The organism is Pseudomonas sp. DF11, from assembly GCF_058148565.1.
In genome coordinates this window covers 59,902-82,271 of sequence record NZ_JBYVYN010000003.1, presented here as the reverse complement: position 1 = coordinate 82,271, position 22,370 = coordinate 59,902, and the positions used below count along the sequence as shown (strand labels likewise).

Annotated in this window: 24 protein-coding genes; 14 read left to right on the top strand and 10 right to left on the bottom strand. The window is 60.5% G+C overall.

Features of this window, described 5'->3' with window-relative positions; all coding sequences use genetic code 11:
- Positions 1 to 302: 302 nt before the first annotated feature.
- Entirely contained in the window at positions 303 to 680 is a 378-nt protein-coding gene (locus AC30D9_RS10740; RefSeq protein ID WP_030139341.1) for a hypothetical protein, read from the bottom strand.
- A 194-nt stretch (positions 681 to 874) separates the two neighbouring features.
- Between AC30D9_RS10740 and AC30D9_RS10735 the strand changes: the two genes are divergently transcribed.
- From AC30D9_RS10735 to def, 3 genes are all read left to right on the top strand, one after another.
- Positions 875 to 1,066, top strand: a complete 192-nt coding sequence (locus tag AC30D9_RS10735; protein WP_058545733.1) for a CsbD family protein — start codon at positions 875 to 877, stop codon at positions 1,064 to 1,066.
- 175 nt (positions 1,067 to 1,241) lie between these two features.
- A complete protein-coding gene (locus tag AC30D9_RS10730; protein WP_134923104.1) occupies positions 1,242 to 2,192 on the top strand; it encodes a YihY/virulence factor BrkB family protein in 951 nt (316 codons plus the stop codon).
- Positions 2,189 to 2,728: a peptide deformylase gene (gene def, locus AC30D9_RS10725; protein WP_134923105.1), complete on the top strand. Its 540-nt coding sequence runs from the start codon at positions 2,189 to 2,191 to the stop codon at positions 2,726 to 2,728. Before AC30D9_RS10730 ends, def begins: the two co-directional genes overlap by 4 nt.
- Before the next feature lie 129 nt (positions 2,729 to 2,857).
- On the opposite strand, the gene AC30D9_RS10720 is transcribed toward def, so the two are convergent.
- The 3 genes from AC30D9_RS10720 to gntR form a co-directional block, all read right to left on the bottom strand.
- The gene (locus AC30D9_RS10720) at positions 2,858 to 3,280 is read right to left on the bottom strand and encodes a GNAT family N-acetyltransferase (protein WP_490144019.1); all 423 of its coding nucleotides are present in this window, start codon (positions 3,278 to 3,280) and stop codon (positions 2,858 to 2,860) included.
- 290 nt (positions 3,281 to 3,570) lie between these two features.
- Positions 3,571 to 4,125 carry a hypothetical protein gene (locus tag AC30D9_RS10715; protein ID WP_307574808.1) on the bottom strand — a complete coding sequence of 185 codons (555 nt, stop codon included), beginning with the start codon at positions 4,123 to 4,125 and terminating at the stop codon, positions 3,571 to 3,573.
- Positions 4,126 to 4,281: 156 nt separating this feature from the next.
- The gene (gene gntR, locus AC30D9_RS10710; RefSeq protein ID WP_307574807.1) at positions 4,282 to 5,313 is read right to left on the bottom strand and encodes an HTH-type transcriptional regulator GntR; all 1,032 of its coding nucleotides are present in this window, start codon (positions 5,311 to 5,313) and stop codon (positions 4,282 to 4,284) included.
- 215 nt (positions 5,314 to 5,528) lie between these two features.
- Here gntR and AC30D9_RS10705 point away from each other — a divergent pair, with 215 nt between their 5' ends.
- Positions 5,529 to 6,062 (top strand): gluconokinase, encoded by a 534-nt coding sequence (locus AC30D9_RS10705; RefSeq protein WP_109755766.1) that lies wholly within the window; start codon positions 5,529 to 5,531, stop codon positions 6,060 to 6,062.
- 91 nt (positions 6,063 to 6,153) lie between these two features.
- Positions 6,154 to 7,506: a GntP family permease gene (locus tag AC30D9_RS10700; protein ID WP_490144018.1), complete on the top strand. Its 1,353-nt coding sequence runs from the start codon at positions 6,154 to 6,156 to the stop codon at positions 7,504 to 7,506.
- 119 nt (positions 7,507 to 7,625) lie between these two features.
- Here the strand turns inward: AC30D9_RS10700 and alaC are convergent, their stop codons facing one another.
- Positions 7,626 to 8,843, bottom strand: a complete 1,218-nt coding sequence (gene alaC, locus AC30D9_RS10695; RefSeq protein WP_134923109.1) for an alanine transaminase — start codon at positions 8,841 to 8,843, stop codon at positions 7,626 to 7,628.
- Between the two features lie 206 nt (positions 8,844 to 9,049).
- Between alaC and AC30D9_RS10690 the strand changes: the two genes are divergently transcribed.
- Positions 9,050 to 9,712: a LysE family translocator gene (locus AC30D9_RS10690; RefSeq protein ID WP_490144017.1), complete on the top strand. Its 663-nt coding sequence runs from the start codon at positions 9,050 to 9,052 to the stop codon at positions 9,710 to 9,712.
- A gap of 80 nt (positions 9,713 to 9,792) precedes the next feature.
- Positions 9,793 to 10,281 (top strand): GyrI-like domain-containing protein, encoded by a 489-nt coding sequence (locus tag AC30D9_RS10685; RefSeq protein WP_307574805.1) that lies wholly within the window; start codon positions 9,793 to 9,795, stop codon positions 10,279 to 10,281.
- A gap of 135 nt (positions 10,282 to 10,416) precedes the next feature.
- Here the strand turns inward: AC30D9_RS10685 and AC30D9_RS10680 are convergent, their stop codons facing one another.
- Positions 10,417 to 10,902 (bottom strand): GNAT family N-acetyltransferase, encoded by a 486-nt coding sequence (locus AC30D9_RS10680; RefSeq protein WP_307574804.1) that lies wholly within the window; start codon positions 10,900 to 10,902, stop codon positions 10,417 to 10,419.
- Between the two features lie 141 nt (positions 10,903 to 11,043).
- Here AC30D9_RS10680 and AC30D9_RS10675 point away from each other — a divergent pair, with 141 nt between their 5' ends.
- The 4 genes from AC30D9_RS10675 to AC30D9_RS10660 all read left to right on the top strand — a co-directional run bounded on the left by AC30D9_RS10675 (position 11,044) and on the right by AC30D9_RS10660 (position 13,632).
- Entirely contained in the window at positions 11,044 to 11,478 is a 435-nt protein-coding gene (locus tag AC30D9_RS10675; RefSeq protein WP_307574802.1) for a YybH family protein, read from the top strand.
- 67 nt (positions 11,479 to 11,545) lie between these two features.
- Positions 11,546 to 11,890, top strand: a complete 345-nt coding sequence (locus AC30D9_RS10670; RefSeq protein WP_003198606.1) for a YciI family protein — start codon at positions 11,546 to 11,548, stop codon at positions 11,888 to 11,890.
- Between the two features lie 27 nt (positions 11,891 to 11,917).
- Positions 11,918 to 12,394: an SRPBCC family protein gene (locus tag AC30D9_RS10665; RefSeq protein ID WP_307574799.1), complete on the top strand. Its 477-nt coding sequence runs from the start codon at positions 11,918 to 11,920 to the stop codon at positions 12,392 to 12,394.
- A complete protein-coding gene (locus tag AC30D9_RS10660) occupies positions 12,394 to 13,632 on the top strand; it encodes an RNA polymerase sigma factor (protein ID WP_307574797.1) in 1,239 nt (412 codons plus the stop codon). The genes AC30D9_RS10665 and AC30D9_RS10660 overlap by 1 nt, the downstream gene beginning before the upstream one ends.
- A gap of 266 nt (positions 13,633 to 13,898) precedes the next feature.
- Here AC30D9_RS10660 and AC30D9_RS10655 read toward each other — a convergent pair whose 3' ends face one another.
- The 4 genes from AC30D9_RS10655 to AC30D9_RS10640 all read right to left on the bottom strand — a co-directional run bounded on the left by AC30D9_RS10655 (position 13,899) and on the right by AC30D9_RS10640 (position 19,142).
- Positions 13,899 to 15,242: an imelysin family protein gene (locus AC30D9_RS10655; protein WP_134923116.1), complete on the bottom strand. Its 1,344-nt coding sequence runs from the start codon at positions 15,240 to 15,242 to the stop codon at positions 13,899 to 13,901.
- 174 nt (positions 15,243 to 15,416) lie between these two features.
- Positions 15,417 to 17,468, bottom strand: coding sequence for a putative bifunctional diguanylate cyclase/phosphodiesterase (locus AC30D9_RS10650; protein ID WP_134923117.1), 2,052 nt, complete (start codon positions 17,466 to 17,468; stop codon positions 15,417 to 15,419).
- Positions 17,469 to 17,764: 296 nt separating this feature from the next.
- Positions 17,765 to 18,364, bottom strand: coding sequence for a superoxide dismutase (locus AC30D9_RS10645; RefSeq protein ID WP_109755777.1), 600 nt, complete (start codon positions 18,362 to 18,364; stop codon positions 17,765 to 17,767).
- A 175-nt stretch (positions 18,365 to 18,539) separates the two neighbouring features.
- On the bottom strand, positions 18,540 to 19,142 hold the full coding sequence (locus AC30D9_RS10640) for a LysE/ArgO family amino acid transporter (RefSeq protein ID WP_134923118.1): 603 nt from the start codon (positions 19,140 to 19,142) through the stop codon (positions 18,540 to 18,542).
- 98 nt (positions 19,143 to 19,240) lie between these two features.
- Here AC30D9_RS10640 and AC30D9_RS10635 point away from each other — a divergent pair, with 98 nt between their 5' ends.
- The 3 genes from AC30D9_RS10635 (at position 19,241) to AC30D9_RS10625 (ending at position 22,203) form a co-directional block, all read left to right on the top strand.
- Positions 19,241 to 20,140 (top strand): LysR family transcriptional regulator ArgP, encoded by a 900-nt coding sequence (locus AC30D9_RS10635; protein WP_134923119.1) that lies wholly within the window; start codon positions 19,241 to 19,243, stop codon positions 20,138 to 20,140.
- 87 nt (positions 20,141 to 20,227) lie between these two features.
- Entirely contained in the window at positions 20,228 to 21,220 is a 993-nt protein-coding gene (locus AC30D9_RS10630) for an NAD-dependent epimerase/dehydratase family protein (protein ID WP_134923120.1), read from the top strand.
- 107 nt (positions 21,221 to 21,327) lie between these two features.
- Positions 21,328 to 22,203 carry an ATPase gene (locus tag AC30D9_RS10625; protein WP_134923121.1) on the top strand — a complete coding sequence of 292 codons (876 nt, stop codon included), beginning with the start codon at positions 21,328 to 21,330 and terminating at the stop codon, positions 22,201 to 22,203.
- The last annotated feature ends 167 nt before the right edge of the window (positions 22,204 to 22,370 follow it).

The window sequence follows — 22,370 nt, the reverse complement described above, 5'->3', positions numbered from 1 at the left end:
TGCCTTGTCTTGGTCTTATCGGGTGGAGCCAATATGAGGCGACGGCGCTCATGGCGACAGGCCACGGCGGTATCAGCTCGGTATCAGTTTGGTATCAGGCGCAACGATGAGAAATGAACGAGCCGCAGCGCGGGAACCGCGTTGCTGGTTCAAGGCTGTTCAAGGGCTTGCTCGAGGGTGTTGGGCAGTTCCAATGCCCAAGCGAGACGCATAAAAAAATCCGATACCTGTTCGGGTATCGGATTTTTCTTGCAAAGCACAAAACCTGTGACGAGGGGATTAAGCCCCTGCGCAGTTACCCGTTACAACCGGAACTGCGCAAAATCCAGGTTGGTGCCACCGGGGCGCATGTCCTGCAGGTAGGAATCCTTGTCGGCGCTCAGTTCCAGGCTCAGGGCCGCCTTGCGCTTGCCCTGGTTGCGCACTTCCAGGCCTTCCATTTTCTCGCGCAGGAACACGGTCGGCACCTTCAGATGCAGCAGCTCATCGGTGGCTGGCGTGTGCAGCAACAGATGAATCCATTCGTACTGACCGATGGCCAGGCGCGCCACCGGGATATCGAACCAGAAGATGTTGCGATTGCGGTTCAATTCGCTGAAGTGGCAGTTGTTGACGCCCAGTACAGCGCCGCCCAATTCCTGGTTTCTGCGGGCAATGGCCTGCTTTTTATCGAGTTTCATAACGTTCCTACGAGATTGGCGCTTCAGGTCGCAGCCTGAATACGTGGGGCATTCTCGGGGGTGGATCGGCAAACATAAAGCGCAACCTGCATCTGACGATGAAAATGCGCTGCTGAAAAATGAAACTCCCCGCAAACGGCCTCGGTCAACCCTATGTAATGACTTTTCGTACAGTTGTTCACAGGAGAGACATCATGGGTAGCACGAGCGATAAAGTGAAGGGCGTTGCCAACGAAGCCGTCGGCAACATCAAGCAAGGCGTCGGCAAGGCCACCGACAATGACCGCATGCGCGCCGAGGGCGTGGTCCAGGAGAAAAAAGGTGAAGCCCAGCAGACCGTGGGCAAGGCCAAGGATGCAGTCAAGAAAGGCGTTGACGAGGCATAACCGGCCTGTTGAAAAAGCGATTGGAACGGCCATCCGCGGGTGGCCGTTTTCATGTCGGCTCGAACTTGCACCGGGGAAATTGTTCCAAAGTCGCCAAACAGGTTACTTTTGTCTTGGATAGCAACCCCGTGAGTCGCCAGGCGACCTTCCTTTTTTGCGGCGAAAGGAGACGCACATGATGTTCCCGGCCTTGAAAGGCTTGCCCTTGCATCGTGTGATGATGCGTACCGTGACTGAGTTTCTCGACGACGAGATGTCGACCTACGCCTCGGCGTTGGCTTACCAGATGCTGTTTTCGCTGTTCCCCTTCATCCTCTTTCTGATCGCGTTGATCGGCTTCCTGCACCTGCCGGATTTCTTTTCCTGGTTGCGCCTGCAATCGGAACTGGTGCTGCCACCCCAGGCCCTGGAACAGGTCAACCCGGTGATCGACCAGCTCCAGCAATCCAAGGGCGGGTTGTTGTCGGTGGGTATCGTCATTGCCCTGTGGACCGCCTCGGCGGGTGTACGGCTGATGATGAGCGCGATGAACGCCGCCTACGATGTGGTGGAAGGCCGTCCGGCCTGGAAGCGTTTTCCGCTGTCGATCTTCTACACCGTTGGCATCGCCGGCATGCTGCTGGCCGCTGCGGCGCTGATGGTGCTCGGGCCGCAGGTGATGGGCTGGATCGCGGCCCAGGTCGGCCTGGAGGAGTTCATCGTCACGCTCTGGACCATCGTGCGCTGGCCGGTGATCGTGATCTTGCTGATGATCGCCGTGGCCCTGATCTATTACGTGATGCCCGACGTCAAGCAGGAGTTTCGCTTCATCACGCCGGGGTCGGTGCTGGCGGTGGTGGTGTGGATCATCGCTTCCCTGGGCTTCGCGTTTTACGTCAAGACCTTTGCCAACTACAACGCCATGTACGGCAGCATCGGCGCGATCATTGTGTTGTTGCTGTATTTCTATATCTCTGCGGCGGTGCTGTTGCTCGGCGCGGAGATGAATGCGGTGATCGAGCACATGTCTAGCGAGGGCAAGAACCCGGGCGAAAAGAGCGCAGGCGAGCACGAAAAACAGCATGTGTCGGGCCTGGGCCGCGACCATTCCATTCCTCATCCCCATCCTGACGAAGCCCGACCATGATCCGTGAAATCCTGAAAATGGGCGACGAACGCCTACTGCGCATCGCTCCACCGGTACCGCCGGAAATGTTCGACAGCCCCGAGTTGTGGCAATTGATCGACGACATGTTCCAGACCATGGAAAGCGTCGGCGGCGTTGGTCTGGCAGCACCGCAGATCGGCGTGGATCTGCAACTGGTGATCTTCGGTTTCGAGCACAGCGAGCGTTATCCCGACGCCGAGGCGGTGCCCCAGACCATCCTGATCAACCCGTTGATTACCCCGCTGAGTCCACTGATGGAGGAGGGTTTCGAAGGCTGCCTGTCGGTGCCCGGCCTGCGAGGGGCGGTGGAGCGCTACCAGCATATTCGCTATGAAGGTTTTGACCCCAAGGGCGAGCCGATCGTGCGCACCGCTTCAGGTTTCCATGCGCGCGTGGTGCAGCATGAGTGCGATCATCTGATCGGGCGGTTGTACCCGTCGCGGATAACGGATTTCAGCAAGTTCGGGTTTACCGAGGTGATGTTTCCCGATCTGGACCCGACTGCGGACGACTAACGAAATCACCAAACACATCCCCTGTGGGAGCGAGCCTGCTCGCGATAGCGGTGTACCTGTCAGCTCATCTGCTGGATGTTAAACCGGAATCGCGAGCAGGCTCGCTCCCACAATGGATTGTATTGAATTTCAAAAGAGTACTTTTGACTCAAGCCCCATCGCAATCATCGGCTTGCTGCGCGCATACCGGCTCAGACGCTCAGCCATCGCATACGGCAGTTCGGGATCGAAGCTGAAACCACGTCGCTCATAAAAGCCGCGCAAGTCCGGGTGACAGAACAGCCACACCGGTCCTTCGACACCCTTCACCGCTTCGGCGATCAACCGCGCGGCGATGCCCTGTGCGCGGCATGCCGGGTCGACGAACAACCCCGTCAGCCAATGCCCACCCGACACCGGTCGCAAACACAGCGCCGCGACGATTTCATCCCGCCGCGCCACCCATAGCTGCGCTTGCCGAACCGCTTTCATCGAGGATTGGTGGGTGCGGTAAAACTTGTTCATCAGCGGCCACAGCGGCTCTTCGAGCTGTGTGTAGTGGATTTCGGACATGGCAGGGTCGTGGGCGATAAGGGGAGGGCGATTATAAAAGAACGCAGGTGCTGCGATAGGTGTATACCTGACTTCACATCCCGTATGACTGGAGTACGTATCATGGCCAAAGGCATGGATTCAAAAAAAGCGGCAAAGAAAAAACCGGCGAAGACCGCCGATGAAAAGCGCGCCGATAAAAAAACCAAGAAGGTGAACCTGTTCGGTCATTGAACCGCTACGGTCCTGGTTGGGCTGAGGATGAGCTGGGGCGCTAACCCCGGCTCACACACCATGCAATGCGCCGAGCCTCAAAGCGAAGCCAGGAACATGTCCGTGGCCGAGGCTTTGTCGCCCTTACGGCTCTCCTGGGCTTTTTCCACTTGTGCCATCGCCGACTTGTCCTGCATGCGCTGGGCAATTTCCTGGCTGACCGCCATCTGCTTCTCGGGCGGCATTGCCTCGAATTCTTCCTCGGTAATGCCCATTTCTTCCAGGATGCTGTCGCGCAGGCGCTCTTCGGGCGTCTTGCTCATGTAGTCCTTGAATTCTGCCGTCGCGGAGCCGCCAAGCGTTTTGGTTTCTTCGGGCGTTGACGAAGCCACGGTCTGCAATTGTACGCGGGTCTTGGCGAAGGCCTCGTCCACCTTGTCGCTGATAGCGGTGGCGGCGTTGACCTGTTGCGTGGCTTGTCGGGTGAAGGAATCCTGGACCTGGGCACTGCCCTGGCTCGCCTGGGCCTGGACGTTATCGCGCAACGCCTGCAACGCGGCGCTTTGCAGGCCGCTGGCGGCTTCGGCGGTGGGGTCTTCGCCCGGGCGTTTGAGCGGCAAGACCATCGCTTGCTGTTTTGCACTGACCAACATGATGAACACCTGTGGGTAATGGCTGAGCGATGGGCAGGAGCAATTCCCATGCCGTCGCCGCAAGGCCACTGTTTCATGGGGTGTGGGCAGGCGCTCGGCGGGCGGGGCGGCCAACCCTTGCCGGCGGACGGCATGGATCGACCGCATTTGCGGGCATCAGGTGCTTTCGCGGACCTTGAGCTCAAAGCCCATGTCCACCACCGGCTGTGTGATGCGGTTGCCAGCCATCAATGTCAGCATTTGTTCGGCGGCGCGGCGCCCGATGGCTTCCCGTGGGGTGCTGATACTGCTCAGGCGCGGCACCATGTGGGCCGAGGCGGGCAGGTCGTTGAAACCCAGGACCGAGACCTGCTCGGGAATCTTGATGCCGCAGCGAAGTGCCTCGAACAAGGCACCGTGGGCCAGGTCGTCGTTGCCGAAGAATATCGCATCGACGTCCGGGTGACTGTCCAGCAACTGCAGGAACAATTCACCGCCCAGGCCTACCGAGGACGGGCGAGGAGTCAGCACTTCCAGGTCGGGGTCGTACAAACCAGCGTTCTGCAGGGCGCGGCGAAAACCTTCGCCACGCAGCAGGGTGCGTTGGTCCAGTTGCGCACCGATGTAGGCCAGGCGCTTGCGCCCCCTGGAGATCAGGTGTTCGGCCGCCGTCTCGCCGGCCTTGAGCTGGGAAAAACCGACGCAGTTGAGCCCCGCGCCAGGGTCCAGCTCCATCATGTACACGCACGGAATATTGCTGGCCTCGATCATGCGTCGGGCGCTTTCGGTGCGGTCGAAACCGGTCAACAGCAAACCACGTGGCTGGTAGGCCATGTAGTTGCGCAGCAGGTCTTCTTCTTCGTCCCGGGAGTAGTGGTAGTTGCCGATCACCACTTCGAAGCCCTTGGGTCGCAGCACCCGATGAATGGCTTCCAGGGTGTCGATGAACAACAGGTTGGACAACGACGGCACCAGCACCACCACCGAATGGCTCTGGGCCGAAGCCAGGGCACGGGCGGCGGGGTTGACGACGTAGTTGAGCTCCACGGCGGCCTGGCGGACTTTTTCCACCAGCTCAGTGGCCACGGTGCTGACGCCGCGCAGGGCACGGGAGGCAGTGATGGGGCTGACACCGGCCAGGCGTGCGACTTCGTTGAGCGTAGGGCGACCAGTGGTGCGAGTATTCTTATCGTTTTTAGGGGCGGTCATCAGGGCGGCTTGCCAAACAAAAATCAAGGCACTAAGGTAGCGCTGTCTCGACGCGTCTGCAAATGCGTGAGTGGGGTTTGCCTGAGCCCCGTCCGTTGACGTCGTGAACGAACATGCTGCAACCACAAAAATGACAAGAAGGCGTCGGCAACTTCTGCTTTTGCTGCGGTGTCATAACTGGCAAAGGTAGCGCTGTCTGCGCGCTGAGGTGTTACATGAATAATCCCATCTCCGCCCTGGTCATCATGGGCGTTGCCGGTTGCGGCAAAACTTGCGTCAGCCAGGCCCTGTGCCAGTTGAGCGGCGCCACCGCCATCGAAGGCGACACGTTCCACCCCGCGGCCAACATCCAGAAGATGAGCGCCGGTATCCCCTTGAACGACGACGACCGTGCCGGCTGGCTCGACAGCCTGTGCGACGAGTTGCGCCGTGTCGATGCCTTGGGCGAGCGCCCGGTGCTGACCTGCTCGGCCCTCAAGCACAGTTATCGCGAGCGTCTGCGCAGCGCCTTGCCAGGCCTGGGCTTCGTATTCCTTGAATTGACCCCCGAAGTAGCCGCCGACCGCGTTTCCCATCGTCCCGGCCATTTCATGCCGTCGACCCTGATCGACAGCCAGTTTGCCACCCTTCAATCCCCTGTCGGCGAGCCCCTGACCCTGGCTCTGGATGCGTCCAGCCACAGTGTGGATGAACTGGCGCATCAGGCTTACGTCTGGTGGTTGGACCATGGTTTGAAGCTTGCCAGCTGAGTTTCAAAAGTTTGCGTCAGAAAGATAGCGCTACCCCGACGGCTAACCAATAACTGCTTCAATAACAACAACAAATCAGGAGACACCTCCCATGTTTGGCATGTCCCACGAGACGTTCCTGCTGCTCGATGCAGTGGTCACGGTGATCGGACTCATCATCCTCATCACCAAGTTCAAATTCCACCCGTTCATCGCCCTGACCATCGCCGCCGCATTCCTCGGCCTGACGTCGGGCATGCCGACCGGCACCATCATCAAGGCGTTCCAGGACGGTTTTGGTGGCGTGCTGGGCTTTGTCGGCATCATCCTGGCGCTGGGCACGATGCTCGGCAAAATGATGGCCGAGTCGGGCGGGGCCGATCAGATCGCCCAGACCCTGATCCGCGCCTTCGGCAAGGACAAGGTGCAGTGGGCCATGATGTTCGCCGCCTTCCTGGTAGGCATCCCGCTGTTCTTCGAAATCGGCTTCGTGTTGCTGATCCCGCTGGTGTTCATCGTCGCGCGCCGCACCGGCGTGTCGATCATCAAGATCGGTATCCCGCTGCTGGCCGGTCTTTCCGCGGTCCACGGCCTGGTGCCACCGCACCCGGGGCCGCTGCTGGCGATTGGCGTGTTTGGCGCCGACATCGGCAAGACCATTCTCTACGGCCTGATCGTCGCGCTGCCGACCGCCATCATTGCCGGGCCGATCTTCGGTACGTTCATTGCCAAGCACATCCCTGGTCATCCGAATCAGGAGCTGGTGGACCAACTGGCGCGTGAGACGAATGCGGCCGAGCTGCCAAGCTTCAGCATCACCCTGATCACCGTGCTGTCGCCGGTATTCCTGATGCTGCTCAAGACCTTCGCCGACGTGGCGCTGCCGGACGGCAACCTCTTCCGCGCCTGGATGGACATGATCGGCCACCCGATCTCGGCGCTGTTGCTGGCGTTGCTGCTGTCGCTGTACACCTTTGGCTACAAGCAGGGCATTGGCTCGAGCCAGATGCTCAAATGGCTGGACGCCAGCCTTGCGCCGACCGCCGCGATCATCCTGATCATCGGTGCCGGTGGTGGCTTCAAGCAGATGTTGGTCACCAGCGGTGTGGGTGACGTGATTGGTCACATGGCCGTTAGTGCACAGATTTCCCCGATCCTGCTGGCCTGGCTGGTGGCAGCGGTGATTCGTATTGCGACGGGTTCGGCGACGGTGGCGACCATTACCGGTGCCGGGATCGTGGTGCCGGTGGTGGGGATGATTCCGGGCGTGAACCGTGAGCTGCTGGTCCTGGCGACCGGTGCCGGTTCGTTGATCCTGTCTCACGTCAACGACGCAGGCTTCTGGCTGGTCAAGCAGTACTTCAACATGACCGTGGCCGAAACCTTCAAGACCTGGACCGCGATGGAAACCATCCTGTCCGTGGTGGGCTTGATCTTTATCCTGCTGCTGTCGCTGGTGGTCTAAAAAACAGCCCATAACAACTGTGGGAGCGGGCTTGCTCGCGAAAGCGCAGTATCAGTCAACAGAGATGTTGAATGTTACATCGCCTTCGCGAGCAAGCCCGCTCCCACATTGGTTTTGTGTCAGGTGCCAGGTTTGTTTATCAACCCATCGGCCCGGAACATCCCGCGAATACCGCGCACCGCCTGGCGAATCCGGTCCTGGTTTTCGATCAGTGCAAAGCGCACGTGATCATCTCCATATTCCCCGAACCCCACCCCCGGCGAGACGCAGACCTTGGCTTCGGCCAACAGCTTCTTGGCGAACTCCAGTGACCCCAGGTGGGCATAGGCCTCGGGAATCTTGGCCCAGACGTACATCGAGGCCTTGGGGTTTTCCACCATCCAGCCCAGTTCATGCAGGCCCTTGACCAGCACATTGCGGCGCTGGCGGTACTGTTCGGCGATGTCGCGCACACATTGCTGGTCGCCTTCAAGGGCGGCGATGGCGGCCACTTGCAGCGGCGTGAAGGTGCCGTAGTCGTGGTAGCTCTTGATCCGCGCCAGGGCGCTGACCAGTTCCGGATTGCCCACCATGAAACCGATGCGCCAACCGGCCATGTTGTAGCTCTTGGACAGGGTGAAGAACTCCACCGCGATGTCTTTCGCGCCGGGCACCTGCATGATCGACGGGGCTTTCCAGCCGTCGTAGACAATGTCGGCGTAGGCCAGGTCGTGGATTACCAGTACGTCGTATTGCTTGGCCAGGGCGATGACCCGTTCGAAAAAGTCCAGTTCCACGCACTGCGCGGTCGGGTTGGACGGAAAACCCAGGATCATCATTTTCGGCTTGGGAATCGAGCCGCGAATGGCCCGTTCCAGTTCGTCGAAGAAATCCACGCCCGGCACCAGCGGCACTGAACGCACCTGGGCGCCGGCGATCACCGCACCGTAGATGTGGATCGGATAGCTGGGGTTGGGTACCAGTACCGTGTCGCCCTGGTCCAGGGTCGCCAGCATCAGGTGGGCCAGGCCCTCCTTGGAGCCGATGGTGACAATGGCTTCGGTTTCCGGGTCGATGTCCACCTCATAGCGGTCCTTGTACCAGCGCGAAATGGCGCGGCGCAGGCGCGGGATGCCTTTGGAGGTGGAATAACCGTGGGTATCTTCACGCTGGGCGACGGTGACCAGTTTTTCCACGATGTGCGGGGGCGTGGCGCCGTCGGGGTTACCCATGCTCAAGTCGATGATGTCTTCGCCGCGCCGACGCGCAGCCATCTTCAGCTCGGCAGTGATATTGAATACATAGGGGGGGAGTCGATCGATGCGCGCAAAGCGGCGCGGCGAACCTTGTTCGGCCATTGTTGCCTCGAGATACGTGAGCGCCCGGAACCGTCCGAGCGACGTTGGCCACTGCGGTGGCCTGTGGCGGAAGATAATGGCGCTGATGGCCAATTGTCCAGTAGCGGCGCAGAACTATTTTCGACGACACTGTCGACCTCGCGCGCGGCCATCAACGACGGCTGCGGGCAGTTGAATGCGCCGCCCTCGATCGAACGGAATGAATGATGGAATTTTCCAGCGGTTTCTTGCTGAGTCTCTCCCTGTGCCTGGACATTGGCGTGGCCAATATCGCGATGATCACCCTGGCGATGCAGCGCGGCTATTTCCAGGGTTTCGCCCTGGGCCTGGGCACCTGCGTGGGCGACCTGGTCTATGCGGTCCTGGCCCTGGCCGGCATGACCGTGCTGCTGCAATACGAAGCGGTGCGCTGGGTGTTGTGGCTCGGTGGCTCGGTGCTGTTGCTGTATTTCGCGGCGAAGATGATCCATTCGGCGATCTATCACAGCGCAGTGCTGGCCGAGGCTGGCGAGGTGCAGGGCAACTCCTCGCGCCAGGAGTTTTTTCGCGGGATTTTCCTGGCCATGTCATCGCCCAGTGCCATCCTCTGGTTCGCGGCGGTGGGCGGTACGTTGATCGCTCGTTCGGGTGGTGGGACCTTGCTCAGTTCGGCGCTGTTCCTCAGTGGTTTTCTCTGCGCCGGGCTGCTGTGGTGTGCGGCCCTGTGCCTGGCAGCGACCCAGGGTGGCAAACTGTTGGGAGATAAACTGTTGCGTTACTCCTATTGGGCATCCGCTGCGATCTTCTGTTATTTCGCGGTGTACGTGATTGTTTCTGGCTATAACGAGTTTGTAGGAAAAACCGTCACCGGTGCCTTGCCTGGCATCTGATAAGCGAAACGGCCCTGGCAATCACCGTTTGGCTTCTATACTGCCAAGCCCGACTTCACGTTTTGCTGGAGTGTTGCCGCATGGAAAAGCACAAACGCGATTACACAGCCGAACCACGCTTTGAACAGGGACGTTTTCAGCTCATCGCCGGCTTTGGCGCTAGTTTTACCAAGGACACTGCCCAGGACATCCCTTTGCTTTGGGAAAAGTTCCTGCCCTGGCTCGGCAAAGTGCCAGGGCAGAAAGATGAAGTGACCTATGGCGTGTGTTACAACCCCGACGGGAAGGGTGGGTTCGAATACATTGCCGGCGTGGAAATCAGCCGGCTCGACGATCTGCCGCCACAATACCGTTGGATCGAGATCCCGCCCGGGCGCTACGCCGTGTTCGAGCATCGGGGCCCGTTGAAGACACTGCCGCAAACTTTCCAATACATCTGGGGCGAGTGGTTACCGCAGTCCGGTCACGAAGGGGCCTGCACGCCGGAATTCGAACGCTACAGCGAAGACTTCAACCCCAGGACCGGCCAAGGCACCCTGGAGATCTGGATCCCGCTCAAGCCGAGCTGATCATCACCCTTTTGCGCAATGGGAAACCTGTGAGAGCGAGCCTGCTCGCAATTGGCGTGGGCCAGCTTGCATTGAGGTTGGTTGTGCCAGCGCTATCGCGAGCAGGCTCGTTCCCACATAAGTTTCATGCCTTGGTCAAAACACCAACCCCATCCGCCGCTCATAACCGATGCGGCCCCTGTAGGCCTCGCCACTGTCGACCCAGCCCAGCCGGGTGTACAGGCCGATGGCCGAGTCGTTGTCGGCGTCGACCGAGAGTTCCAGCCCGCGGATTTCCGGCCAGGCGGCTCGCGCCACGGCGGGCAGCGCCTGCAGGCAGGCCTTGCCATAACCTTTGCCCTGGGCCCGATGGTCGACTTGCAGGGCATGCAGGGTGGCGCTGTGTTCATTGGCCCAGGCGGGCAGTACCGGCGGGCGCTTGAGCAGCAGGAAGGCCACCGGAATCTCCTCGACCAATAGCGCAAATCCCCTGACCCCGGGGCCGGGCTTGGAGAGCAGCGTATGCAGGGCACCGTGGATATCACCGGCGAACTTGATCTGGTCGGCGTGGATTTCGATGGCGGTGACCTGTTCGCATTGAAGCGGGGTCAGGTCTTCGTAGGGTACGAGCTGAACGGTCACAAAAACGTCCGTTGTCTGCCGGCAGAATTGGATTTGGATTCTAGCGAATTTTTCTCCTTGAATTATTTTTGTTGGGTTGTCGATTCGCTGTTTCTCCAAACGACAAAGGGTGTCTTCAACAAAAACCTGCGGAGAATCACCATGAATACCCAAGCCACTGAAACCCATATCCAGGCCCTGATCGACACCTATCGCCAAGCCGTCATGGCCAAGGACGTTGACAAGGTCATGGCGCTCTATGACGAGAACATTGTCTCGTTCGACGCCATCCAGGCCTTGCAATTCAAGGGCAAGGCCGCCTATCGGACCCATTGGCAAGCCTGCATGGAAATGTGCCCCGGCCCGCACAAGTTCGACTTCCACCAGGTCAAGATTACCCCGGCTGAGAACATCGCCTTCGCCCACTGGCTGGCCTATTGCGGCGGCACCAACGACAAAGGCGAGGAACAAGCCTGCTGGATGCGTGTGACGGCCTGCTACCAGCGTGTAGCCGGACAATGGCGGATCGTCCATGAACATTGGTCCGCGCCGTTCGATCCGATGGCCGGTACGGCGCTGTTCGACCTGCAACCCTGATCGTCGGTTTTTTCGCCGAGTATCTTCCAGCCGTCCATAGTTGATCAGTTCGATCACGGAGCCTTCCATGAAGTACTTATGCCTGGTGTATAGCAACGAACACACGCTGCATAACTCGCCCGACAGCCCGGAGGACGCCGAGTGCATGGCCTATGCCGAATCGATCCAGGGCAGTGGGCGCATGCTCGCCGCCGAGGCCCTGGAGTCGGTGCAGACCGCTACCACGGTGCGCATGCGCGGCGGCAAGCTGTCGATCACCGACGGTCCGTTCGCCGAAACCAAGGAGCAACTGGCGGGCTTCTACCTGATCGATGCCAAGGACCTCAACGAAGCCATCCAGGTCGCCGGCAATATCCCGGCGGCCCGGGTCGGCTGCGTCGAAGTACGACCGGTTCGCCAACTGAACCCCTGAATAACAAGCACAAACAGGATTTCATTCATGAACCTTACAGCTGCCCCTTACGCGTTATCCATCAGTCGGGTGATCGACGCCCCGCGCCAGAAGATCTTCCGCGCCTGGACCGAGCCAACCTTGCTGGTCCAATGGTGGGGACCCCATGGCATGACCACGCCAGAGTGCGAAATGGACCTATGGGTCGGCGGCCAGTTTCGCACCCTGATGCGTGCGCCTGACGGCAATGAATACCCGACCATGGGCGTGTTCCTGGAAATCCTCGCCCCGCGGCGCCTGGTGTTCACCGATGCGTTCGTGCCCGGTTGGATTCCCTCCGGCAAGGCCTTCATGACCGCTGAAGTGCTGCTCGAGGAGGTGGACGGCAAAACCCATTACACCGCCCGTGCGCTGCACTGGAGCGAGGAGGACCGTCAGGCGCACGAAGCCATGGGCTTCCATGAGGGCTGGGGCCAGAGCCTGGACCGGCTTGAGACATTGGTCACCCAAGGCATGCCCGACTGATGTCGGCCGAAACGGTCAAGGCACGGGTCGAACAGGTTTACCGGCAAGACTCGCGGCGGATCCTGGCGACGCTGATTCGCCTGTTGGGAGATTTCGACCTCGCCGAAGAAGCCTTGCACGAGGCCTTCTTCATTGCGGTCGAGCGCTGGCAGCGCGACGGTGTGCCGGACAACCCGCGGGCCTGGCTGGTGTCGGCCGGGCGTTTCAAGGCCATTGACAGTTTGCGCAGGCGCGCGCGTTTCGCCGCGTCCCGGCCGATGTTGATCGCTCAGCTCGAAGAGCTGGAGCAGGGCCAGTGGAGTGAGGAAGACGTGGAAGATGATCGCCTGCGGCTGATTTTCACCTGTTGCCACCCGGCCCTGGCGGCTGATACCCAGGTGCCCCTGACGCTGCGGGAAGTCTGCGACCTGACCACCGAGCAAATCGCCCGGGCTTTCCTCGCCGCCCCGGCGGCCATAGCCCAACGCATCGTGCGGGCCAAGGCGAAAATCCGCGATGCCAGGATCCCTTACCAGGTGCCGTCTCGCGCGGAACTGCCGGAACGGCTGGACAGCGTGCTGCGGGTGATCTACCTGGTGTTCAACGAAGGTTATTCGGCATCGATGGGCGCTGAGTTGACTCGCGAAGACCTGACCCGCGAAGCCATCCGCCTTGGGCGTTTGCTGATGGAGTTGCTGCCCGAGGCCGAGGTCATGGGGTTGCTGGCGTTGATGTTGCTGCACGAGTCCCGGCGACCGGCGCGAACGTCGTCGACTGGCGAGCTGATCCTGTTGGATGAGCAGGAGCGCTCGTTGTGGGACGCCGAGCTGATCGCCGAGGGCTGTGGGTTGGTGGAAGCCGCGCTGAAGACCCGGCGGTTCGGGCCGTACTGCCTGCAAGCGGCGATTGCGGCGGTGCATGCCGAAGCGCCGACGGCGGAGCAGACCGACTGGCCGCAGATCGTCGGGCTTTATGATGTTTTGTTGCGGGCTGTGCCGTCGCCGGTAATCGAGCTCAATCGCGCCGCCGCCCTGGCCAAGCGCGACGGACCGGAGGCAGGGCTGCGCCTCGTTGACGGGATACTCGCCAGAGGGGATTTGACTGACTATCACCTGGCCTATTCGGCACGGGCGGAGTTCTGTCGGCAGTTGGGGCAAGTGGACGAGGCCAGGGCCGCGTACCGACGTGCGCTCGAACTGACGCAGCAACTGCCCGAGCGGCGATTTATCGAAGGGCGGCTTGCTGGATTGCAGCGATGAACCACAAACAACGAAGTTCCTGTGGGAGCAGGGTTGCTCGCGAAGGCTGAGTGTCAGGCTACATCAATGTCGACTGTGCCGACGTCTTCGCGAGCAAGCCCGCTCCCACAAGGGAGTTGATGACTGATCGCGCATTTTTGAAACCCCAGAAACTACTGTGGGAGCGAGCCTGCTCGCGATAGCGGCGGATCAGCCAACCTTGATGTCGACTGATATGCCCTCATCGCGAGCAGGCTCGCTCCCACAGGTTTTGTGGCTTGCGTTGATCAGAACTCGTGATCAGCGTTGTCCGGGTTCAGGTCGCTGATGCCCAGCTTGCCCGCAGCCTGTTCGATCGAACCGGTCTGCTTGACCAGTGCGGCGATGGCGTCGCGCACGATCTGGTTGCCGGCAGTGTTGCCTGCGGCGATCAGTTGGTCGTAGTGCTCACCCTTGTTGGCGTGATCGACCATGACCTGGATCTTGGCCTCGGTATCGGCCAGGTCGGCCTTGAGCGCGGTGTCGGCGGCCGGGTCGACCTTGGCCACCAGGGACGACAGGCTGGCGCCGGTCATCTTGGTGCCGTCGACGCGGGTGTATTCGCCCAGGTACACGTTACGTACGCCTTTGGCATCGTAGAAGTGCGAGTTGTGGGTGTTGTCGCTGAAGCAGTCCTGTTCGTCTTCTGGCGAGTTGGCTTCCAGGGACACCTTCATGCGCTCGCCCGCCAGTTCACCCAGGGACAGGCTGCCCATGCCGAACAGCATTTTGCGCAGGCCGCTTTCGGCCGGTTCGGCTTCCAGGGTGGCGCGGTAGTTGTCAGCCACGTTCGGCTTCCAGTTGCCGACCATTTCTTCCAGGTCGCTGACCAGCAACTGGGTCACGGACTTGAGGTAGGCACGGCGACGGTCGTTGTGGCCGCCAGTGGCGCCAGCGCCTTGCAGGTAGTCCGAAGCCGGACGGTTGCCCGCGCCAGGGCCGGTGCCGTTGAGGTCCTGGCCCCACAGCAGGAATTCGATGGCGTGGTAGCCGGTGGCGACGTTCGCCTCGGAACCGCCCAGCTCGTTGAGGCTGGCGAGTTTTTCCGGGGTGAGGTCTTTCACGTCGACCTTGTCTTCGCCCACCTGGACTTCAGTGTTGGCGATGATGTTGGCGGTGGCGCCCGGGTTGCCCAGGGCGTGCTCGTAGGACTTGTCGACGTAGTCGATCAGGCCTTCGTCCAGGGGCCAGGCGTTCACCTGGCCTTCCCAATCGTCGATGATGGTGTTGCCAAAGCGGAACACTTCGCTTTGCAGGTAAGGCACGCGTGCGGCGACCCAGGCAGCCCTGGCGGCTGTCAGGGTCTCGGCGTTCGGCTTGGCCAGGAACGCGTCGATGGCGGTTTGCAGGGTTTTCGCAGTGGATTCGGCATCGCTGTAGACGGCATAGACGATATCGGCGTAGTGCGCGACAACGGCCTTGGCGGCAGCTTCGTCGATCTTGCCGGCGGCAGCAGGGGCGACCGGTGCCGCAGTGCTGGCGGCAGGCGTTGGCGCTTGCGGCGCGGCGGCCTTGTCTTTGCCTTCGCCGCAACCGGCGAGGGAAATAGCGATGGCCAGCAGACTGGCGGTAGCCAGGGGCATACGAATCATGGCGAACATCCTGCTTCGGTAATGGATGGGACAGGCGCGAGGGTGCGCAAAAACTGCGACATAATGCGAAAGATTTGCATTATGTGTAAAGGGTTATGGTTGTAAATATTTCTTATTTAATGAAGCGGATCGCTGCCTTTCGGCAGCGTCTGTAGGCGCCTGGGCGGGGGGGAATCAGATGATGGAAACCTTGCTGCGCTCGGCCTGCTTCAGGTAAGCGCCCAATTCCCGTGCCGGCAGTGGTTTGCTGTAGTAATACCCCTGACCTTCGTGGCAGCCCTCGGCGATGATGTAGGCTTCCTGCTCGACAGTCTCGACGCCCTCGGCAATGACCTGCATCCCCAGGCTCTTGCCCAATTGGATGATGGCCCGGACGATGGTGGCGTCGTCCTCGTCGTCGAGCAGGTCCTGGACGAAGCTCTTGTCGATCTTGATCTTGTCCAGCGGCAGGCTCTTGAGGTAACTCAGGGATGAATAGCCGGTCCCGAAGTCATCGATGGCAATCAGCGCCCCGGAACGGCGCAGGCTCAGCAAATGCTGGGCCGCGGTGGTGATGTCTTCCATCAGGCCGGTTTCGGTGACTTCCAGCTCCAGGCTGCGCGGCGGCAGCCGGTACATTTGCAGGAGATTATTCACCACCCGGGGCAATTCGGCGTGGTGCAGTTGCACCGTCGACAGGTTCACCGCCATGCGCAGGTCGACGAAGCCCTGGTCGTGCCATTCGCGCAATTGACTGCAAGCCTGGTCCAGCACCCATTCGCCAATGGCGATGATGGTGCCGTTCTGCTCGGCCAGGGGAATGAACAGGTCCGGCGGCACCAGGCCGTGCTCGGGATGGTGCCAGCGGATCAGTGCCTCGGTGCCCACCACACGCAGGTCGCGGTAACTGATCTGTGGCTGGTACACCAGGGAGAACTGCTCGCGGACCAGGGCTTCGCGCAAGTCTTTTTCCAGTTCACGCCGGCGACGCATTTCGCTATCGACGCTGGCGATGTAGAACTGATAGCGATTGCGTGAGCGACTCTTGGCCAGGGTCATGGTCTGCTCGGCTTTCTGCAGTAGCTTCTCGGTGCTGTCGCCATCTTCGGGGAAGAGGGTGATGCCGATGGTGGCCCGCAGGCGGATTTGCTGGTCGTCGATGACGAACGGCGCTTCCAGGTCATCGAGGATGCTCTGGGCCAGCTCGGCGGCCTCGTAAGGCTGTTCGATGTCGGCCTGGACCAGGGCGAACTGGTCACCCCCCAGTCGCGCCAGGGCACCGAGCCGGCCACTGTGGGCCCGCAGCCGATCGGCCAGGGCCAGCAGTAACTGGTCGCCGGTCTGGTAGCTGAACTGTTCGTTGATACCCTTGAAATCATCCAACCCCACACACAGCACCGCTACCCGGCGTTGCAGGCGCCCGGCATCCACCAGGATCTTGTCCAGTTGCTGTTGAAGCTGCTGACGGTTGGGCAGGCCGGTGAGAAAGTCGTACTGGGCCATTCGCAGCAGGCTGTTTTCCGCTTCGTGGCGCAGGTGCGTGTTGCGCTCGATGGATTCGAGCAATTGGTTGGCCGTATTGATCCACAGGCCCAGCTCGTTTTGCTCGTGGCCTCGCAACTGCGGGATCTTGTGCTCGCTGGGGCGATCCGGGTTGATTTCAGTCAGGTGCTCGATGATCCGCGACAGCGGTTTGGTCAGCAGCCAGTGATAGACCAGGTACAACACCAGGCCCATGGCCAGGGCCCGCAGCATTCCGGAAATGAAGATGATCACCGAATTGACGATGAAGCCCTCGCCGTAGGTGGCGGTGTCGAGGGTAATGCTCAGGTCGCCGTAATATTCACTGTAGGGCCCGCGTCCCACCAGTTGCGTGGTGAAGGTGCGCTCCTTGCCCAGGATCAGGTCGGTCAGCCAGCGGCTTTCGGAGTGCTGCAAGGGCCGGGTTTTTTCGGCGAGCATGGTTTCGCGCGGATGGCCAATGGAAGCCATGCGCACGGCTTTGTCCTGGAACAGGCCCTCGATCACTTGCATGCCCATTTCCCGGTCCAGGCTGTAGACGGCCTGGGTCGAAGGATCGCGGAACATGTCGAGGATACGCTGGGCGTCACTGGCGACGGCCTGGTTGGTTTTATAGGCATCGAACACGATCTGGGCGCAGCTCAAGATCATGCCAACGATCAATGCCGAGAGGAGCACGACCCGGAGCAACTTCACAGACAAGCTGTTCTTGAGTTCCAGCTTCAAAGAGTGGTTCCTTGTTCCGTGCGGGTAGCGTCAAGTTGCCATGAGTATTGGCAATCCTGTGATGGCAGTCAAAGGGACAATCAAACACAAGGGTTTTCGCTTGAAACCTGACCGATGTACGTGTTTTTTCAGAGTGATTGCTCTATGACCATTGTGTCGGTTGGAAGGGGCCGCAACTTGAGGCTTCCAGGGATTTTTTCTTGGGTTCCAGACGCGAGGTGTGTTTGCCTGCGGTCATTTTTGCCCGGCGAAAAAAACCCGGCACGGCGCCGGGTTCTTTTGTCTGGCATCGCGACTTACGCGGCGAAGGCCTTGCTGCCTTTGAACTGCTCGGCCACGAACTCCCAGTTGACCAGGTTCCAGAACGCTTCGACGTATTTCGGACGAAGGTTACGGTAGTCGATGTAGTAGGCGTGTTCCCAGACGTCGCAGGTCAGCAGCGGGGTGTCGCCGCTGGTCAGCGGGTTGCCGGCGCCGATGGTGCTGGCCAGGGCCAGGGAACCGTCAGCCTTTTTCACCAGCCAGCCCCAGCCGGAACCGAAGGTGCCGATGGAAGTCTTGCTGAACTCTTCCTTGAACTTGTCGAACGAACCGAAGGCCTTGTTGATGGCTTCGGCCAGTTCGCCGGTTGGTTGACCGCCGGCGTTTGGCGCCAGGCAGTTCCAGTAGAAGGTGTGGTTCCAGACCTGAGCGGCGTTGTTGAAGATACCGCCCGAGGAAGTCTTGACGATTTCTTCCAGGGACTTGCCTTCGAACTCGGTGCCTGGCACCAGGTTGTTCAGGTTCACGACATAGGTGTTGTGGTGCTTGTCGTGGTGGAATTCCAGAGTTTCTTTGGAGATGTGCGGCGCCAGTGCGTCGTGTGGATAGGGCAGCGGCGGCAATTCGAAAGCCATGGTGATTCTCCTAATCAGGTCAGTTGCGGTGAGCGCAAGGCCGATCACGGGCGGCCAGACTAGCGCCGGGGAGTTTGTACTCTTTGCGGCGCAGGAGTCGGATCATAGCACCGGGGGGGCGGCATAACCACGCAACAACTGTGTGGGATAGAGGTTCCAGAGCGGTTTGGAATAATCAGCCGTTGACGATCAATTGCACCGCCACGGTAAACATCATCGCCGCCACCAGCAGGTCGAGAATCCGCCAGGTGCTTGGACGAGCCAGCCAGGGTGCCAGCCACGCGGCACCGAAGGCCAGGGTGAAGAACCACAGCAGCGAGGCACTGGCCGCCCCCACCACATAGGCACCGGGGACACTTTGCTGGGCACCGAGGGAGCCGATCAGCAACACGGTATCGAGGTACACGTGGGGATTGAGCAGCGTCACCGCCAGCGCGCTGAGCAGTACCGCCCGTAGCGAGCGCACGGCCTGTTTTTCCCCTTGTTGCAGGCTCTGTTTCGAGCAGGCCCGACGCAACGCCTGGCTGCCGTACCAGAGCAGGAATATCGCGCCGCCCCAGCGGGCAATCGCCAGCAGTATCGGGCTCTGGGCCAGCAGCGTCGCCAGCCCGAACACGCCGGCGGCCACCAGCAGCGCATCGCAGGTGATACACAACGCCGCTACCGGCAAGTGATGCTCGCGACGCAGGCTCTGGGCCAGCACAAACGCGTTCTGCGCGCCAATGGCCATGATCAGCCCAAGTGCCACCAGCAGTCCGTTAACGTAGCTTTGCCACATGATTTTTACTCCCCCGTCGATGCTTGAATGCTGGTCATTCTCCGGTGACAAGCTGTATAAGAAAAACCAATCTTGCTGATTGCTCATTAGGAAAACTGATGTTCGATTACAAATTGCTTTCCGCCCTGGCGGCGGTCGTCGAGCAAGCCGGTTTCGAGCGGGCCGCCCAGGTGCTGGGGTTGTCGCAATCGGCGATTTCCCAGCGGATCAAGCTGCTTGAGGCGCGGGTCGGTCAGCCCGTATTGGTGCGCGCCACGCCGCCTGCGCCGACCGAAATCGGTCGCCGCTTGCTCAACCATGTGCAACAGGTGCGTCTGCTGGAGCGTGACCTGCAAAGCCTGGTGCCGGCGCTGGATGAAGAAGGCCTGCCCGAACGCCTGCGCATCGCCTTGAATGCCGACAGCCTGGCGACCTGGTGGGCAGCGGCTGTGGGCGATTTCTGCGCCCGGCATCATCTGTTGCTCGATTTGGTGGTGGAGGACCAGAACGTCGGCCTCAAGCGCATGCGCGCCGGCGAAGTGGCGGCGTGTGTCTGCGCCAGTGAGCGGCCTGTGGCCGGCGCCCGCAGCGTATTGCTGGGGGCCATGCGTTATCGGGCCCTGGCCAGCCCGGCGTTCATCGCCAGGCACTTCCCCGATGGGGTGCGCGCCGATCAGTTGGCAAGCACGCCGGCACTGGTATTCGGCCCGGATGATTTCCTGCAGCATCGCTACCTCGCGTCCCTGGGGGTGGAGGGCGGTTTCGAACACCATTTATGCCCGTCATCGGAAGGATTCATTCGTCTTGCCGAGGTCGGCCTCGGTTGGGGGCTGGCGCCGGAGTTGCAAGTGCGTGGGCAACTGGAACGAGGCGAGCTGGTGGAGCTGCTGGCAGATAAACCGATCGATGTGCCGCTGTACTGGCATTATTGGCGCAATGGCGGGCAGTTGCTCGGTTTATTGACCGAACAGTTGATTCAATCCTCCCGGCAATGGCTGGTGCCTTGGGAGCCGCAATAGACGTCAAGCTGCAACTGGATAAGCAGCGCACAGATTAATTTGCAGGTTGTAGCTCGAGGCTCGTAACCGCATTTCTTAGGAGCATTCATGAAAATTCTGGTCACCGGCGCGAGCGGCTTCATCGGCGGACGCTTTGCGCGTTTCGCCCTGGAGCAAGGCCTGGATGTACGGGTCAACGGTCGCCGGGCCGAGAGCGTGGAGCACCTGGTACGGCGCGGTGCACAGTTTGTCCAAGGAGATCTGAGCGACCCGTTGTTGGCTCGCGATTTGTGCCTGGATGTCGAGGCCGTCGTGCATTGCGCCGGCTCCGTGGGGCTTTGGGGCCGCTATCAGGATTTTCACCAGGGCAATGTCCAGGTGACGGAAAATGTCGTCGAGGCCTGCCTCAAGCAGAAGGTTCGCCGTCTGGTTCATCTGTCCTCGCCGTCCATCTACTTCGACGGCCGTGATCACCTCGGGTTGACTGAAGAACAAGTGCCCAAGCGCTTCAAGCACCCTTACGCCGCCACCAAGTACCTGGCCGAGCAGAAGGTCTTCGGCGCCCAGGAGTTCGGCCTCGAAGTGCTGGCCCTGCGCCCGCGTTTCGTGACCGGCGCCGGAGATATGAGCATTTTCCCGCGCCTGTTGAAAATGCAGCGCAAGGGGCGCCTGGCCATTGTTGGCAACGGGTTGAACAAGGTGGATTTCACCAGCGTGCAAAACCTCAATGAAGCGCTGCTCAGCAGCCTGCTGGCGACCGATTCTGCCTTGGGCAAGGCCTACAACATCAGCAACGGGGCACCGGTTCCGCTGTGGGACGTGGTCAATTATGTGATGCGCCAGATGGAAGTCCCACAGGTCCGGCGTTATCGTTCCTACGGCTTGGCCTACAGTGTCGCGGCCTTGAATGAAGGTTTCTGCAAACTGTGGCCGGGCCGCCCCGAACCGACGCTGTCGCGCCTGGGCATGCAGGTCATGAACAAAAATTTCACCCTGGACATCAGCCGGGCGCGGCATTATCTCGATTACGATCCGCAGGTCAGCCTGTGGACCGCCCTCGATGAATTTTGCGCCTGGTGGAGGGTCCAAAATGCCCGCTGATCGGCCCGTCATGAACCGAGTGTCATGTTCGGGGTCAATCGGTGCGGCGGGCGAGGGGGTTATACTCGCCGCATCACGCCATCACCGGTTTCTCAAAGGTTGAATCCATGCCCATGCGTAACGATGCCAACGACGACTTCGATGATGTACCGAGCCTGCGGATGCGGGCCGACATTCCCGATGACGATGATTTCCTGCCTAACCGCCAGCCCCACGTGCAAGCGCGCCCGGCGCCCGTGGCTGCGGCCAAGGTCAAGGGGCCCAGCACCGGGCCGCTGTGGGCATTGGTCGGCGCGCTGCTGTGTGCGTTCGGTTTCCTGGCCTGGTGGAGCTTCCAGCAGATTTCCATGATGGAACAGCAACTGGTGGCTACCCAGGAAAGCTTTGCCCGGATCAGTGAAGATGCGGCGGGGCGCCTGCAGGAGTTTTCCGGCAAGGTCGTCGCCGGTCAGTCCAATGTGATGAGCGACAGTGAGGCCTTGAAACTGCAGATCAAGCAGTTGGAAAGCAAGCTGCAGGATCAGGGCAAGCAATTCGACAACAAACTGCTGGAGCAGTACAAGCAACAGCAAGCCACCTTCGGTCCGTCCGCCGACCTGGACAAGGAACTGGCCCAGCTTATTGCCCAGGCCTCTGAACAGCAGAACGCCAACACTCAGTTGCAAGCTGCCAACAAGGAGCTCCAAGCCCAGGTCAAGACGCTGGCGGCTGAAGTTTCCGCCCTGAAAAGCCAGGGCGAGGGTGGTGCCCTGGATGCCCAGCTCAAGAGCATCGGTGCCGACATCACCGCCCTGAAAAGAGCCACCTCCAATTCTGCCATCGACCGCCTGGAGCAGGACATGATCGTGCTCAAGAGCCAGCAGGATAAGGGCGGCAACACCGCCGAGTTCGATGCCTTTCGCGGTCAGGTCACCCGCAACATCAACACCTTGCAAGCGCAGATCCAGTATTTGCAGCAGCAGCTCAACGCTCGGGCTCAGTGACAAAGCTGGGGGACTAATAGTTACTGAAGGGGGTGACAGTCAGGCCGCTTTCGCGAGCAAGCCCGCTCCCACACTGGATCCTCAGCGAACATGAATGTTGTAGCTGTCAAAGATCCAATGTGGGAGCGGGCTTGCTCGCGAAGGCTGAGTCTCAGTCAATCCGCTAT

Bases quoted from the DNA above. Each gene is read 5' to 3' on its own strand.
- AC30D9_RS10740 (WP_030139341.1), bottom strand. From the start codon at position 680: ATGAAACTCGATAAAAAGCAGGCCATTGCCCGCAGAAACCAGGAATTG.
- AC30D9_RS10735 (WP_058545733.1), top strand. From the start codon at position 875: ATGGGTAGCACGAGCGATAAAGTGAAGGGCGTTGCCAACGAAGCCGTC.
- AC30D9_RS10730 (WP_134923104.1), top strand. From the start codon at position 1,242: ATGATGTTCCCGGCCTTGAAAGGCTTGCCCTTGCATCGTGTGATGATG.
- def (WP_134923105.1), top strand. From the start codon at position 2,189: ATGATCCGTGAAATCCTGAAAATGGGCGACGAACGCCTACTGCGCATC.
- AC30D9_RS10720 (WP_490144019.1), bottom strand. From the start codon at position 3,280: ATGTCCGAAATCCACTACACACAGCTCGAAGAGCCGCTGTGGCCGCTG.
- AC30D9_RS10715 (WP_307574808.1), bottom strand. From the start codon at position 4,125: ATGTTGGTCAGTGCAAAACAGCAAGCGATGGTCTTGCCGCTCAAACGC.
- gntR (WP_307574807.1), bottom strand. From the start codon at position 5,313: ATGACCGCCCCTAAAAACGATAAGAATACTCGCACCACTGGTCGCCCT.
- AC30D9_RS10705 (WP_109755766.1), top strand. From the start codon at position 5,529: ATGAATAATCCCATCTCCGCCCTGGTCATCATGGGCGTTGCCGGTTGC.
- AC30D9_RS10700 (WP_490144018.1), top strand. From the start codon at position 6,154: ATGTTTGGCATGTCCCACGAGACGTTCCTGCTGCTCGATGCAGTGGTC.
- alaC (WP_134923109.1), bottom strand. From the start codon at position 8,843: ATGGCCGAACAAGGTTCGCCGCGCCGCTTTGCGCGCATCGATCGACTC.
- AC30D9_RS10690 (WP_490144017.1), top strand. From the start codon at position 9,050: ATGGAATTTTCCAGCGGTTTCTTGCTGAGTCTCTCCCTGTGCCTGGAC.
- AC30D9_RS10685 (WP_307574805.1), top strand. From the start codon at position 9,793: ATGGAAAAGCACAAACGCGATTACACAGCCGAACCACGCTTTGAACAG.
- AC30D9_RS10675 (WP_307574802.1), top strand. From the start codon at position 11,044: ATGAATACCCAAGCCACTGAAACCCATATCCAGGCCCTGATCGACACC.
- AC30D9_RS10670 (WP_003198606.1), top strand. From the start codon at position 11,546: ATGAAGTACTTATGCCTGGTGTATAGCAACGAACACACGCTGCATAAC.
- AC30D9_RS10665 (WP_307574799.1), top strand. From the start codon at position 11,918: ATGAACCTTACAGCTGCCCCTTACGCGTTATCCATCAGTCGGGTGATC.
- AC30D9_RS10660 (WP_307574797.1), top strand. From the start codon at position 12,394: ATGTCGGCCGAAACGGTCAAGGCACGGGTCGAACAGGTTTACCGGCAA.
- AC30D9_RS10655 (WP_134923116.1), bottom strand. From the start codon at position 15,242: ATGATTCGTATGCCCCTGGCTACCGCCAGTCTGCTGGCCATCGCTATT.
- AC30D9_RS10645 (WP_109755777.1), bottom strand. From the start codon at position 18,364: ATGGCTTTCGAATTGCCGCCGCTGCCCTATCCACACGACGCACTGGCG.
- AC30D9_RS10640 (WP_134923118.1), bottom strand. From the start codon at position 19,142: ATGTGGCAAAGCTACGTTAACGGACTGCTGGTGGCACTTGGGCTGATC.
- AC30D9_RS10635 (WP_134923119.1), top strand. From the start codon at position 19,241: ATGTTCGATTACAAATTGCTTTCCGCCCTGGCGGCGGTCGTCGAGCAA.
- AC30D9_RS10630 (WP_134923120.1), top strand. From the start codon at position 20,228: ATGAAAATTCTGGTCACCGGCGCGAGCGGCTTCATCGGCGGACGCTTT.
- AC30D9_RS10625 (WP_134923121.1), top strand. From the start codon at position 21,328: ATGCCCATGCGTAACGATGCCAACGACGACTTCGATGATGTACCGAGC.